This is a genomic window from Rhizohabitans arisaemae (assembly GCF_025996515.1).
In the GTDB taxonomy this organism is placed as follows: Bacteria; Actinomycetota; Actinomycetes; order Streptosporangiales; family Streptosporangiaceae; genus Rhizohabitans; species Rhizohabitans arisaemae.
The window spans coordinates 792,167-805,503 of record NZ_BLRH01000034.1 but is presented as its reverse complement, the minus strand read 5'-3'; the positions used below and the strand labels follow the sequence as shown (position 1 = coordinate 805,503).

At 70.9% G+C, this 13,337-nt stretch carries 11 protein-coding genes; 4 read left to right on the top strand and 7 right to left on the bottom strand.

The window, feature by feature from the left end; genetic code table 11:
* Positions 1–117: 117 nt before the first annotated feature.
* Positions 118–5,598 (bottom strand): ATP-binding protein, encoded by a 5,481-nt coding sequence (locus tag RUR_RS19210; RefSeq protein WP_283136464.1) that lies wholly within the window; start codon positions 5,596–5,598, stop codon positions 118–120.
* Positions 5,599–6,309: 711 nt separating this feature from the next.
* Here RUR_RS19210 and RUR_RS19205 point away from each other — a divergent pair.
* On the top strand, positions 6,310–7,656 hold the full coding sequence (locus RUR_RS19205; RefSeq protein ID WP_283136463.1) for an FG-GAP repeat domain-containing protein: 1,347 nt from the start codon (positions 6,310–6,312) through the stop codon (positions 7,654–7,656).
* Between the two features lie 89 nt (positions 7,657–7,745).
* On the opposite strand, the gene RUR_RS19200 is transcribed toward RUR_RS19205, so the two are convergent.
* The gene (locus RUR_RS19200; protein ID WP_283136462.1) at positions 7,746–8,354 is read right to left on the bottom strand and encodes a TetR/AcrR family transcriptional regulator; all 609 of its coding nucleotides are present in this window, start codon (positions 8,352–8,354) and stop codon (positions 7,746–7,748) included.
* A gap of 78 nt (positions 8,355–8,432) precedes the next feature.
* Between RUR_RS19200 and RUR_RS19195 the strand changes: the two genes are divergently transcribed.
* Positions 8,433–8,834: a DUF6069 family protein gene (locus RUR_RS19195; RefSeq protein ID WP_283136461.1), complete on the top strand. Its 402-nt coding sequence runs from the start codon at positions 8,433–8,435 to the stop codon at positions 8,832–8,834.
* The gene (locus RUR_RS19190) at positions 8,834–9,169 is read left to right on the top strand and encodes a PPOX class F420-dependent oxidoreductase (protein WP_283136460.1); all 336 of its coding nucleotides are present in this window, start codon (positions 8,834–8,836) and stop codon (positions 9,167–9,169) included. The genes RUR_RS19195 and RUR_RS19190 overlap by 1 nt, the downstream gene beginning before the upstream one ends.
* A 92-nt stretch (positions 9,170–9,261) precedes the next feature.
* Here the strand turns inward: RUR_RS19190 and RUR_RS19185 are convergent, their stop codons facing one another.
* A complete protein-coding gene (locus RUR_RS19185) occupies positions 9,262–9,723 on the bottom strand; it encodes a MarR family winged helix-turn-helix transcriptional regulator (RefSeq protein WP_283136459.1) in 462 nt (153 codons plus the stop codon).
* Between the two features lie 88 nt (positions 9,724–9,811).
* Between RUR_RS19185 and RUR_RS19180 the strand changes: the two genes are divergently transcribed.
* Positions 9,812–10,153 (top strand): rhodanese-like domain-containing protein, encoded by a 342-nt coding sequence (locus tag RUR_RS19180; RefSeq protein WP_283136458.1) that lies wholly within the window; start codon positions 9,812–9,814, stop codon positions 10,151–10,153.
* Positions 10,154–10,406: 253 nt separating this feature from the next.
* Here RUR_RS19180 and RUR_RS19175 read toward each other — a convergent pair whose 3' ends face one another.
* The 4 genes from RUR_RS19175 to RUR_RS19160 form a co-directional block, all read right to left on the bottom strand.
* Positions 10,407–11,129 (bottom strand): TVP38/TMEM64 family protein, encoded by a 723-nt coding sequence (locus tag RUR_RS19175; protein WP_283136457.1) that lies wholly within the window; start codon positions 11,127–11,129, stop codon positions 10,407–10,409.
* Between the two features lie 152 nt (positions 11,130–11,281).
* Positions 11,282–11,713, bottom strand: a complete 432-nt coding sequence (locus RUR_RS19170; RefSeq protein WP_283136456.1) for a PIN domain-containing protein — start codon at positions 11,711–11,713, stop codon at positions 11,282–11,284.
* Positions 11,706–11,990, bottom strand: coding sequence for a hypothetical protein (locus RUR_RS19165; protein WP_283136455.1), 285 nt, complete (start codon positions 11,988–11,990; stop codon positions 11,706–11,708). The genes RUR_RS19170 and RUR_RS19165 overlap by 8 nt, the downstream gene beginning before the upstream one ends.
* Before the next feature lie 288 nt (positions 11,991–12,278).
* Positions 12,279–13,253, bottom strand: a complete 975-nt coding sequence (locus RUR_RS19160) for a LysR family transcriptional regulator (RefSeq protein ID WP_283136454.1) — start codon at positions 13,251–13,253, stop codon at positions 12,279–12,281.
* Positions 13,254–13,337: the final 84 nt, after the last annotated feature.

Genomic DNA, 13,337 nt, shown 5'->3' with positions numbered 1-13,337 from the left:
AGGATCCGGTACGGCGTGCGCCGCGGCCGCCGTGGGGACTTCCGCACGTCGGCCGGTGCGTCACGGTTTCGCGCAGCGGTGCCCTGGCCCGAGGCCAGGGTACAACGCCCGGTTGGGCTAACGCAGCCGGGACTCGATGGCCTCGATGACGCGTGGGCGGAGTTCGGCGGCGCGGATGACGGCGTCGACGGAGCCGACCCGCACCGCGCGCCGGATGTCGTGCACCCGGTCGAACTCCGCGGCCACCTCGCCGAGCTTCTCCGCGCGGACCGACGAGCGCAGCTCGTCGAGCTCCGCGGTCAGCGCGGCGCGGTCGGTGCCCGAGGCGGCGGCGACCCGGGCCTCCAGGTCCCGCACGCGCGGGTCGGCCGCGGTGCGGGCGTTGACGTCGGCGGAGAACACCACCGCGGCCGCGGGGGCGCCGCCGAGCACCGAGGCGAAGGAGCCTTCGAGCGCGAGCACGGTCATGTTCGGGTTGAGCGCCTTGGAGAACACCACGAACGCACCGCCGTGGTACCGCGAGATCACACAGAACACGATCGGCCCGCGGAAGTTCACGATCGCCCTGCCGATCTCGGCGCCGTACTCCAGCTGCAGCTTGCGCATCGACTCGGGCGAGCCGTCGAACCCCGACAGGTTCGCCAGCACCACCAGCGGCCGGTTGCCGCTGGCCGCGTTGATCGCCCGCGCGGCCTTCTTCGACGACCGGGGGAACAGCGTGCCCGCGGTGTAGGTGTCCGGGCCGTCGGTGGGCGGGAAGCCGCGCCGCGGCACCGACCGGGACTCGATGCCGAGCAGGCACACCGGCATGCCGCTGAGATGCACGTCCTGCACCACCGCGGTCTCCGCGTCGGCCATGCCCGCCCAGCGCTCCAGCACCGGGTGGTCCTGGTCGGAGAGCGCCCGCATCACGGTCCGGATGTCGAACGGCTTCTTGCGGTCCGGGTTGGCCTCGGCGGAGAAGATCTCGCCGACGGTGGTGAAGTCGCTTCCCTCCACGACGTGCGGGAAGTCGGTGATGTCGCGGTCCGCGGGGTCGGTCGTCGTCGTCCGCCGCGGCGACCGTTCGCCGGGGGCGACGTAGGTGTGGTCGTAGTACGACATCAGCAGATCCCGCGCGGCCGCCAGGTTCGGCGCCCAGTACTGCGCCTGCCCGTTGGGCCCCATCACCCGGTCGTACCCGCCGATACCGAAGTTGTCCTCGGCCGACACGCCGCCGGAGAAGTCGAGCGACTGCTTGCCGGTGAGCACCATCGCCGAATCCGGGGTCATCACCAGAATGCCCTTGGTGTGCATGAGCATCGTCGCCTCGGCGTTCCAGTACGGCTGCGCGCCGACGGTGATGCCCGCGACCACGATGTTGATCTCGCCGCCGTCCTGGGTGAACTCGACGATCCGCTTGAGCGCAGCGGCCACCCAGTCCATGTTCTCGGTGCCCGACTCCATGGAGATCCGGGCGCCGGCGGACAGCGCGTACCACTCCAGCGGCACCCGCATCCGCTCGGCCAGGTCCAGCGCGGCGATCACGCGGCGGCATTCCGGCTCCGACAGCGCGCCGAGCGACTTGGTCGGGTCGCCGAGCAGCACCACCCTGGTGACGCCCTGCGGGTGCCGCCGGGTCGGCGTGGTGACGACGCCCGCGACGATCGCCGCGGTGTTGCGCCCCTTCGGCCGGTCGACCGGCACCAGCGCGTGGCCGTCGTCGAGGTCGTGCTCGGCGAAGTCGCCGAGCAGCCCGGTCAGCTCGTACGGGTACACCGTGTTGCGGGCGCTCGCGCGCAGCACCTTCTGCCGGTAGCCGTCGACCGGCTCGATCGGGTCGTCCGACGGCTCGCCGACGGTCAGCTCGGCGGCGCCGGTGGCGTCGAAGGAGATGCGCACGGCGATCTTGGTCAGTTCGCCGGTCGTCCGGTTGCGCTGCCGCGCGATGAAGAGGATCTCCTCCAGCCCGGCGCCCGCGGTCGTCGGCAGCACGCGCCCGGCGATCATCTCCAGCTCCGCGCGGGTGAGGTCGCTCGGCGGCCAGACGTAGACCACGATCCGGTTGGTGGTGAAGCGTCCCTGGGACGGCCGCCGCGACTGCGCGCGGCGGATCGAGTCGAGGCAGGTGGCGACGGTGTCCTCGGCCGTCGGCAGCGCGACCAGCCTGCCGTCCTGCTCGCGCAGCTCGGTCAGGTCGCGGACCTGGGCGAACGCGACGAGACGCTCGTCGGAGGGGTTCTCCCGGGCCACGCATCGGAACAGGTAGACCTCCTCGTCCGACGACGGCAGCCGGGTGAGGTCGAACTTGCTCAGCCGCTCCAGCTGCATCCGCTCCGCGATGTACGGGTGCAGGCCGCGGATCAGCCGCTCCTCGGTCATCCCGGTGGCGGACCGGCGGAACGTGAAGTGGTGGTGCATCACCGCGCCGCGGCTGCCCGCGACGGTGGCGGTGACCCTGCGGACCCGGTTCGGCAGCGGGTGCGCGCCGATGACCTCGTGCAGCGCGGCCGCCGTCGCGTCGGAGTCCGCCGGCTGCCGCTCCCCGGCGAGATAGATGTCGGCGTCGATGGCGTACTCGCCGCCCGCCAGTTCCGCGAGCCCGCGCAGCGCGCCGCCCAGCGCCTCGAAGCTCACCGCGGCGGATACCAGGCGCGAGCCCGCGCGCTCGGCGACCACGAACGTGCAGCCCGCGACCTTTGTGGTACGGACGCCGGTGAGACCCTTGTTGCCGTAGTACCGCCGGGTCAGCACCTCCAGCATGACCCCGTTGTCCAGGTTGTCGCGGATCAGCCGCTGGCCGAGCAACCGCACCAGCGGCTCGGTGCTGCGCACCATCTCGCCGATGCGCTCGGCGCGGTCCGGCGCGTCCGGGTGGGTGTCCAGGTGGCGCAGGTGCTTGCGGACGTCGGCGTAGACCCGGGCGCGGTTGCGGCGCAGCAGCGGCCGGCCGAACCAGGCGAACACCACGCCGCGCGCGAGGTCGGAGACCACCGGGAAGCGGACCTGGGTCGCGGCTACCAGCCGCTCCAGGGCGAGACCGGCGGGCTCGCGCAGCGTCTCGTCCGGCGGCGGCTCCTGCAGCCACGCGCGGAGCAACGTCGAGACGACCGCGGCGTTCGCGGACGCGCGCTGCTGGGCGAGGAAGATCCGGAACACCCCGGCTTCGAGCTCGGGGGAGCGCTCCAGCTCGGTGACGCCGTAGTGCCCGAGCGCCTTGGCGAGCTTGGTCTGGAACGCCTTCGGCAGTCCGGCCCGTTCGACGTCGAGGCTCTGCAGGTAGGTGTGGAAGTACTCGCGGGTGCTGTGCACGTGGCCGTCACCGCCGCCGTCTTCACGCGCCGGCCGGTTGCGGCTCAGCTCGGCGAGGTCGGCGAACGCGTCGACGAGTTCGAGCTCCTCGGCGAGGGGCCGGTGGCCGTCCTCGTCGGCCGCCCGGCGTGCGGCGAGGTAGTCGTCGAGCACCCGGCGTTCGTCGTGCGGGTCGACGTCGAAACCGAGCAGCAGGCCGCGCAGGTCCTCCTGGCCGCGCCTGGCGCGCGCCCGGGCCGGGATCGCCCCGGGTGCGGCGGGCAGCTCCAGCTCGACGGATTCCACGGCCGGGGCGTCCTCGGCTTCGTCGGCTTCGTCGGCGAGCGGCTCCAGCCGCAGCAGCGGTGCCCCGGTCTCCACCTGGCTGCCCACCGACACGGTGCATTCCTTCAACCGCGCCTTGAACGGGGCCCGCAGCACCGTCTCCATCTTCATGCTCTCCAGCACCAGCACCGGCGCGCCCGCCTCGACCTCGGCGCCGACCGCCAGCGGTGTGGCGACGACCAGCGCGGGTGCGGGCGAGCGGACGACGCCGCCCTCGTCGCGGCTGACCCGGTGCGTCACGCCGTCCACCTCGACCAGGTGGATCGGCCCGTGCGTTCCGGTGAGCAGGCGGTACCGGACGCCGTTGACCACGATCTGCCCGGTGTGCCGGTCGAAGCGGTCGAGTTCGACGTCGGCGGTGCGGATCTCGTCCCGCGTTTCCACCCCGACGCGGAACCGGTGCGCGCAGACCCGCGCCACGCGCACGCGGTATCCGATGCCGCGCAGCTTGAGGTCGAGCGGCCGGCCGCTCTCGTGCTGCACCTGGGGGCGTCCGCCGGACGACGTGGACAGCAGCCGCCGCCGCTCGACGCGTTCCTCCGCCTCGTACGCCTCGATGGCGGCGACCGCCAGCGCGACCGCGGAATGCCGGTGCGAGACGAGTCTCCGGGCCCCGCCCAGGCCCTCGCCGCGGACGCGGTCGATCCAGCCGGTGTCCGCGGTGGCGTCGATCACCTCGGGCTGGTCGAGCAGGTCGAGCACGAAGCTCTTGTTCGTGGCGCCGCCCTCGATGATCACCTTGGTCTGGGCCATCGCCCGGCGCAGCCGGCCCAGAGCCTCGTCGCGGTCACGGCCGTAGGCGATGATCTTCGCGATCATCGAGTCGAAGTCGGCGGGGATGACGTCGCCCTCGCTGACGCCGGTGTCCACGCGGATGCCGGGCCCCGCGGGCAGGTCCAGCCGCGCGATGCGGCCCGGGGAGGGCGCGAAGTCGCGGTCGGGGTCCTCGGCGTTCAACCGGGCCTCGACGGCGTGCCCGCGCTCCACCGGCGGCACGCCTTCCAGCCTGCCGCCGGACGCCACCCACAGCTGCGCCTTGACCAGGTCGAACCCGGTGACGGCCTCGGTGATCGGGTGCTCGACCTGCAGACGGGTGTTGACCTCCAGGAACGCGAACAGCTTGTCGCCGGGGTGGTAGAGGAACTCGACGGTCGCCGCGCCGCGGTATCCGACCGCCACGGCCAGCCGCTCGGCCGACGCCTTGAGTTCGGCCGTCTGCGCCGGGCTGAGCACCGGCGACGCCGACTCCTCGATGACCTTCTGGTTGCGCCGCTGCACCGAGCAGTCGCGGACGCCGAGCGCCCACGCCGTGCCCTCGCCGTCGGCGATCACCTGGACCTCGACGTGCCGGGCACCGGTGACCAGGCGCTCCAGGAAGACGACGCCGCTGCCGAACGCCCGTGCGGCCTCCTGGCTGGTGCGCTCGTAGGCGTCGGCGAGGTCGGTCTCGTTCGTGACCACGCGGATCCCGCGCCCGCCGCCGCCCGCGGTCGCCTTCAGCATCAGCGGATAGCCGATCTCCGTGGCCGCCGCCAGGGCCGCGTCCAGGGTCTCGACCGCGCCGCGGCTCCACGGCGCGACCGGCACGCCGACCTCCTCGGCGATCAGCTTCGCGCCGATTTTGTCGCCGAGCTTGCGCATGGCCTCCGGGCTCGGCCCGACGAAGACGACCCCGATCTTCTCGCACAGCTCCGCGAACGCCGGGTCCTCGGCGACGAAGCCCCAGCCGACCCACGCGGCGTCGGCCCCGGTCTCCGTGAGCGCGCGCTCCAGGACCTTCAGGTCCAGGTACGGGCGTGCGGACGCGGGACCGAGGTCGTAGGCGATATCGGCCTCGCGCACGAATGTGGCGGTGCGGTCGACGTCGGTGTGCAGGGCGACGGTCTCGATCCGTGTCCCGGTCTCCGCGGCGATGTCCCGTACGGCGTGGATGAGCCGCATCGCGGCCTCACCACGGTTGACGATGGCGACACGACTGAACACCGACCGAGCCCTCCTGTTGACTATGCGCGCCTGCAGGGCGCCCCCCTTGCGCCAGTACAGCCTTACCTTTACCGGCGAGTAGGGGAATGGTGTAGAGGGAGCATCCCACAGCCCCGCAGTTGTGGAAAACGACCAAAAGCACACATGCGCAAGCGCGCCGGACGGCCGCTTGCTACTTGTCGGTAATCACCATGTGACCGGCACAAACAGGGCCGGTACGGGCTCCGCGGCGCGGGATCGCGGGAGGAGCCCGTGTGTCAGGGTCGGCCAGTCGGCGACGGAGTTTCCAGCTCATCGAATCGCTGTACTTCCTCGGTCTCGGCGCCATCCTCCTCGCCGCGGCCGTCTGATCGTACGGCGACGCACCGCCTGGCCGATTCAGGGCGCCCGCCATCGCGGGCGCCCTCGGCATTGCCGAACGCGGTATGGCGGCGTGAACCCGGTGAGCCGGAGCGGCGTCTACACCGTCATGACGATCATCGCCGATGATCCGCTGAGCTGAGAGGCCGGGATGGACCGTGTTGAGTACGGGGCTGGAGACAAGGCCGGGGACAGGGGGGCGGTGGCGCCCGTTGTGCCTCGGAGCGATGTGGGCAGGGTGGCTCCGGTGATGTACGGGTCCCCGAGTTTCACCGAGGCACTGGAACGGGATGCGCAGGCCGGGCCGCTCGTTCTCGGTGCGCGATGAAGATCGGGAATGGAACGGCCGTCATGGTCGCGATCGTGCTGCTGCTGGGTGGATGCGGCACCGAACCCGGGCGGGACGCGCCGACGTCCTCGTCGTCCACCCCGGCGTCGGCACCCGCGGCGGGAAAGGGCGGCGACAATCCCGACGACATCAACGGCGACGGCTTCGCGGACCTGGTCTTCTCCAACCGCAACCAGGAAACACCGCCCGATCTCACGATCGTGTACGGCTCGAAAGACGGTCTCAACCCCCAGACCCGGACGGTGGTGACCACCGCGGACTTCGGCTTTGACCACGTCAGCAATGCGGGCACAGCCGACATGGACAGTGACGGCTTCGCCGACGTGTTGATCTACGGCTTCCCGGTGGGAGCGTACCGCGGGGTCCTTCACCTGTTGTGGGGCGGACCGAAGGGGGTGGACCCCGATGCAAGACCGACCGTCATCCAGCCGCCCTTCCTCGAGCCCAACTCCTCCTATGCGGGCGTGCCGGGGGACTTCGACGGCGACGGCAACGGCGACCTGGCGATGGGTGTGCCGAGGAAGGGGACGTCCGAGGAGGACCTGGCCGTGCTGTACGGACCGTTCACCCGGGAAGGCGCCCCACGCCGCCACACCACCCAGCCCGGACCGGGGGACTGGCCGTTCTCACACCTGGTCGCAGGAAGGATCGACGGGCGCCATGCCACCAGCCTGCTCGTGCACAGCGGCACCGACGGTGGCCAGATGCCGTCATGGCTGTTCGAGGGCGGTCCCGACGGGTTGTCTCGCGACGCCCGCGAGCTGAACGCGGGCAATTCCTCGGCGTTCGGGGATTTCGACGGTGACGGCGCCGACGACGTCGTGGTCGCCGATGACGGCAACCGCAACGGCGAGCCGGGGTACGAGACCGAGCCGCCGCAGGTCGAAGGCGTGATGACTGTCTACTTCGGCGGGGCGGGGCGGGCGCCACAGGTGTTCAAAAACATCAGATTCGCCCAGAGTATGGTCGCGGGAGACTACGACGGCGACGGGCAGGACGATCTCGCGATCGACCGCGGCTCCGACGGCGTCGAACTGTTCCACGGCGAAGCGACCGGGCTGCGACGCGACGGGAAGGTGATCCGTCGGCTCGGACCGTACAGGGATCTGACGCCCGAGCAGCGCACGCAAACGCCGTTCGACGACCCCGAGGAATTGCTCGACATTCTCAACAAGACGCGCCCGGCAGGCCCTTGGGCGGCGGCCGACTACGACGGCGACGGACGGGACGAGCTGGCACTGGCCTGGTTCGCGCCCGATCTGCCTGCCTGGGAAGGCAGCGTGCGGTCACTGTGGTGGATAACGGACGGCAGTCGCGACGAGAGCACCTTTGACACCGACGGCTGGTGAGACACCGTCGCTCCGAGAAGCCGCTGTCCTTTGGGGTGGCGGCCGGAGTACGCCGGAAACACACCGCGCCGCCGTGGGGTCGCCACGCCTCACGGGGTCTGCTCCTGCCGCAGGAAGGTGGCCCGGAAGAGCGTCCCGAGGTGGTCGGCCACCTCCTGCCGGGACCAGCCGCGGCCCGACAGCAGCCGGGTGAGCAGGTCGGGTGACATCAGCGCCCACATCATGTCGGCGGCGGTCTCGACCGTCCAGCACTCGGCGAGGGAATCCTCGTCGGCAAGCCATCGCATGAGCCTGGTGCAGCCCATCAGCCACCTGGACTGGGCCGTCTCCCAGAGCTCGGCCGCGTCGGCGTCGCTCCGCCGAGCGTGGTCGACCGCAGCCATGATCGCCAGGATTCGGGGATGTGAGCGGGCGATGTGGGCCGCCCACTCCGTCAGGGCGGCGCGGCCGTCGGGCGAGTCCCACACGGCCTGGAGCGAGGCGGCCACTTCCTCGGTGCGGCCGAGATCGCGGTAGAGGGCCGTGACCAGGTCCGTACGACTGGAGAAGTGCAGGTAAACCCCTCGGCGTGAGACGCCGGCGCGCTCGGCCACCGCCTGCATGGTCAGGCCCTCAAAGCCGTCGGCCTCGATGAGCTCCCGGGCGGCCTGCAGCAGTGCGGCGCCGGTCCGTCTGCTCCGCGCGTTCTGAGGTTCCACGGAGATAACTTTACATGCTGTGCAGTTCTGGGCTAGCTTGGAAACTACACAGCATGTGAAGTTTGTTGGAGGTCTTCCATGTCCACGACCACACCCACCCGTCGGTCTTCGAATCTGTCCACGCGCCTCTGGGTGGCGGCCGGGGCGGTGTTCGCACCGGTTCCCGTCTGGCTGGGCGCCGGCCTCGCCGGCGCCGACCTGAAGGTGACCATGGCAGGCCAGCCGCCCATGTCGATCGGCGTGCACATGGTGCTGACCACGGCCTTGGCGGGCGCGCTGGCCGGGCTGGGCTCACACGCGCTGCTCACCCGCTTCTCCGCGCGCGGCCGCACCGCCTGGACGGCTCTGGCGCTCGTCGCGCTCCTGCTGTCCTTCGCCCCCCTCCTGACCGTCGAGGCCGCCACCGGCACGATCGTCGCCTTGGCCGCCATGCACGTCGCGGTCGCCGCAGTGCTCATCCCGGGTCTGCGGAGGGCCTGATGACCACCTTCAGCCAGGTCGAACTCGACTTTCTCGCCGACGCCAAGCTCCTGGGCCGGCTGGCCACGGTCGGCGCCGACGGCATGCCGCACATCGCTCCGGTCGGATGGAGTGTCTCCGGGAACACCGTCGAGATCCGTGGCCGGAACTTCGCGGCCACCAAGAAGTTCCGGGACGTCCGGCGAACCGGGGTGGCCGCCATCGTGATCGACGAGGTGCTGCCGCCGTGGCGGCCGCGCGGCGTCGAGGTCCGGGGGAACGCCGAAGCCGTGGACGGACCGGATCCGCTGATCCGTATCCACCCCACCCGCATCCACAGCTGGGGCCTCGAGTGACGTGGTAGGTGGGCGCGGGGTGTTTTTCGACCTACGGGGGCCGGTACGGCGAATCGCCGCGCTCTCGCCGTACCGAACGGGCCGAGGCTTGGTCAGGGGCCCTGGACGTGGTCGCCCTCGCGCTCGGCGACCTTGAGCAGAGCGCGGGCGATCACCTCGGCCTCCTCCGCGGTGAGGTGGGCGGAGAAGTGGCGCCGGATGCTCTGAAGATAGGCCGGAGCGGTGGCGCGCAGGGCCGAGCGGCCGTCGGTCGTGATGGCGGCCCACACCATGCGCTTGTCCGTGGTGTCGGGTCTCTTGAGCACCAGATCGGCGCGGGCCATCTCGTCGACCAGGCGGCTCACCCGGGTGCGGCTGAGAACGACGCGGCCGGCGAGGTCGTGCATCCGCAGGCCTTCCTCGGGTGCCGCGTTGAGTTCGAGGAGAACGTCGTACCAGGTCAGCGGGACCTTGCCATCGCGTTGCACGTCGCTCTCAATGGCGCGGACCGCCGCGTTGTGGGCGAGCAGCAGCGCCCGCCACGCCTGAAGTCCCGCATCCTGGCCTCGACTCATGGGGGAAGCATAGCGGGGGCTTGTGTGCGTGCGCACACATCTATTATGGTGTGTGTGCACGCACAAAAAACGAAGGGATTGTTCGGAGATGTCGACGATCATCACCCGTGACGAGGTCAAGAAGAAGATCGAAAGTGGCGCGGTCACTCTGGTGGAGGCGCTTCCCGCCATGCACTACGAGCAGGAGCACCTGCCGGGGGCGCTCAACCTGCCGCACGACGAGGTGGACCGGCTCGCCCCGGCACTGCTGCCGGACAAGCAGGCCGAGATCATCGTCTACTGCGCCAACTCACCCTGCCCGAACTCCCGCATCGCGGCGAGACGGCTGGCCGAGTTGGGATATGCGCGCGTCTACGACTACGACGCGGGCAAGGAGGACTGGGTGTCCGCGGGGCTGCCCACGGAGACCGGTGCGCCCGCCCGGCGCTGACCGGCCGCGGGCCGCACCGTGGGCAGGGTGAGCCGCCACCGGGCGGCTCGGCACGGGGTTCGCTTTGATCGGGCGCCGGATCGTTGTGGCGGGGTCTCCGATCCTCGCCGCCAGGCTCCGCGGTGATCCGTACGGCCACCACTGGTTTGAGAAGCGGCTCGGCGCCGAAACCGGCTGACCCGGCCGGTGCCACCTCCGTCCGTCGGGTCGGTGGTGAGCACCCGGCGCCGGGACCGTGTCTCAGGAAGGCGGGTCAAACGTGGGAGCCTGACCTGACCGGGTCTTCCTCGCGTGGTTCTTCGACGCCGAGGCGGGCGTCGACCACCAGGCCGGCCAATCCGATCGCCAGGCAGATCGCGGAGACGACGATCAGCGCCGGGTCGACGCGCCCGGTGAGCGCGTCGCCGAGAACGACGACGGCGATCGTGCCGGGCAGCGCCCCGACCGCCGTGGCGGCCAGGAAGGGCACGAGCCGGATCGACGACACGCCGGCGCAGAAGTTGACCAGCGGGAACGGGGCCGGCGCGATCAGCCGCAGCGACCCGACGGCAAGCCAGCCACGACGGGCGAGCCGGCGGTCCACAGCGGCGACCGCCGGGTGGGTCAACCGCGTGGCGATCGCGTCGCGCCCGATCGCGCGCGCGAGCAGAAAGGCCAGCGCCGCACTCACCGTACTGGCGGAGATCGCGACGGCGATGCCGGTGATCGGCCCGAACAGGAGTCCGGCGCTGAGCGTGAACGGGGTCCGCGGGAAGACGACGGTCACCAGCGCGTGCACGGCGAAGAACACGAGCGGCAGCCAGGGACCGGCGGCCCGCGCCCAGCCGCGGATCTGCTCGGGGTCCGGATGCGGGACGAACAACACGACCGCCACGAGCGCGGTGAGGAGCACCAGGACACCGATCGGCTTCGGTTGCCGGAGCCGTCGCACGCGGCGGCGTAGTCGGACAACGCGATCAGGTAGTCGAAGCGCCATCCTGCGACCGTACCCGGCAATCGCGACCTCCGCGGTCCGGGGTAGGCGCGCATTCGTGTGTCGCCCCCTTGGGGCCCCACCCCTTGAGTACGCGGAGAGCATGTGGGTCTCACCCGAGGTGCGAGGACCGGGACTGGGACGTCTTCGGGTCGCTACTGCTCGGCCTCGGCGATCTCAATGATCGTTAGGGGGTGGGCGAGTGCGTGAGAGGAATCGTGCCAATGTTTGGCGTCGAGCGTCAGGATGGGGCAGACGGCGACGTCGGCGATGGCTGCCACGTGCGCGTCGTAAGGGGTCAGTCCGGTGATGGAGATCATGTGCGCGAGATGGGCGGCCTGGGGAACGCCGTCCAGCGGCGCGACCGTGGCCCGCTCGAACGCGGCCAGCCCCGCCAGGAGCGGCTGGGCCTCGGGCAAACCGCGGCTGTCCAGCAGCGCTCCTGCGACGGCCAAGGATGGAATGACCAGTGTCTGCCCTGAACGATCGAAGTCCTGCAGAAACCCGATCAGGTCGGCATCGCCGCGGGCGACGTTGACGAGGATCGTGGAGTCGAGGATGTGGGGGGTGGGGGAGAAATCACTCACCGGTGGTCACCGGGAAGCCCTTGTCGACCAGTTGCCGCCGGACGTGGGCCATCATGCGAGCCACCCGCTCAGGGTTTGCCTGGGCCGCGCGTTCCTGCAGGAGGGCGAGGGCCCGCTGGTCGGTGATGCGCTTCTCCGCGATGGCCTCATTGAAGACGGCGGCGACACTCGTTGCCTTCCCGCCGGAAACGAGGTGCTCGGCGTATTCAAGGACCTCAGGGTCGACGGTGATGGTGACCCTTACCTTCCTATTGCTCATACCCGGGATCATACTCATCGGTGCCGCTCTTCGTCCGAGGGTTGGAACAGGTCGGAGGTCGGACACGGCTGAGTGTGACGGAGCACGCAGCCGCCGCTCGGCGTCCGGTGTCGGAGGGGGCTGGGTGGGTGCTCGTCATGACGTTGATACCTGACACGGCCTCCCCGCGGCATCTGGGGATTCTCGCGCACAGCACCGAAGGGGCCGCGCTGTGCTTTCTCGCTTTCTGCCAGGAGGGATTCCGTGAACCGGGGGACACGACCCGGTCACACGGACCTACCGGGAGTCAGAAGGGTCATGTTCCCTCTACAGGCGTACGAACGCGCGACCTCCGGCGAATGAGCCTGCTGCCGGCGCCCGGTCGTCGGCCGGAGCGACGACCCCTTCGGATCGGTGCAACACGTTCCCGGATACGGGCAGCGGCGGATAGTCCGCGGCTGCGGCGACCAGGGCGGTGGCGGCCGGGTGCCACGGGCGGTCGGCAGGGCCGGTGAGGACGAGGGTGCGGGTCACCCCACCGGTCAGCGGCACCAGGACGAGCCCGGGGTCGAGCATGGCCTCGGTGAGCCCCGGCACGACGGAGACGCCGACGCCCGAGAGCACCATCGCCAGCAAGGTTCCCATCTCGCGGATGCGGTGGGTGGGCACAAACGGCTCGCGCGAGCGCCGGAAGACCTCGCGCAGGTGCCGCTCGCAGCCGCCGCGGGACAGCAGAAACGGATCGTCCCTCAAGTCGGCCACATCGATCGACTTCTCGCCTGCCAGCGGGTGGTCCCGGCGCACGACGGCGTGGAAGGCGTCCTTGCCCACGACCGCTCCCGGACCGGTCAGCGGGTCCACGAGAACGGCGAGGTCCACCGTCCCCCCGGCAAGCCAGCCCGCCACCTCGTCGTCCTCACCTTCGAACAGCACCGGCTCCACCCTGGGGAAGTCGGCCTTCCAGCGGGCCATCAGCGCGGGCAGCAGGCCCTGGCACACGGAGGGCGGCGCGGCGAGCCTGAGCGTGCCTCCCGGCCGGCCGTCCCGCTCGGCGGCGAGGTCCGTGATCGCGGCGGCCGCGGCCACCGCCGCTCGGGCGTGAGGCAGGATGCGCTCGCCGAACTCCGTCGGCAGGGGCCGCCCATGCCGGGTGAGCACGGCCGTGCCGAGGTTGCGCTCCAGCGCGGCGACCGAGTGGGACACGGCCGACTGGCTGATGCCGAGCACGTCGGCTGCCGCGCCGAACCCGCGCTCGTCGAGGACGGCGAGAAACGCCCGCAGCTGGGCGAGGTTGACCGTCATGAACATCCTTCATGGGAATGTGGTCACCACTCATTGGACTCATGAGCATCCTGGCACGCAGCATACGTCGACATGAGGACATCG

Coding starts and splice junctions, on each gene's coding strand:
- RUR_RS19205 (WP_283136463.1), top strand. CDS start 6,310: ATGGTCGCGATCGTGCTGCTGCTGGGTGGATGCGGCACCGAACCCGGG.
- RUR_RS19195 (WP_283136461.1), top strand. CDS start 8,433: ATGTCCACGACCACACCCACCCGTCGGTCTTCGAATCTGTCCACGCGC.
- RUR_RS19190 (WP_283136460.1), top strand. CDS start 8,834: ATGACCACCTTCAGCCAGGTCGAACTCGACTTTCTCGCCGACGCCAAG.
- RUR_RS19185 (WP_283136459.1), bottom strand. CDS start 9,723: ATGAGTCGAGGCCAGGATGCGGGACTTCAGGCGTGGCGGGCGCTGCTG.
- RUR_RS19180 (WP_283136458.1), top strand. CDS start 9,812: ATGTCGACGATCATCACCCGTGACGAGGTCAAGAAGAAGATCGAAAGT.
- RUR_RS19175 (WP_283136457.1), bottom strand. CDS start 11,129: ATGGCGCTTCGACTACCTGATCGCGTTGTCCGACTACGCCGCCGCGTG.
- RUR_RS19165 (WP_283136455.1), bottom strand. CDS start 11,990: ATGAGTATGATCCCGGGTATGAGCAATAGGAAGGTAAGGGTCACCATC.
- RUR_RS19160 (WP_283136454.1), bottom strand. CDS start 13,253: ATGACGGTCAACCTCGCCCAGCTGCGGGCGTTTCTCGCCGTCCTCGAC.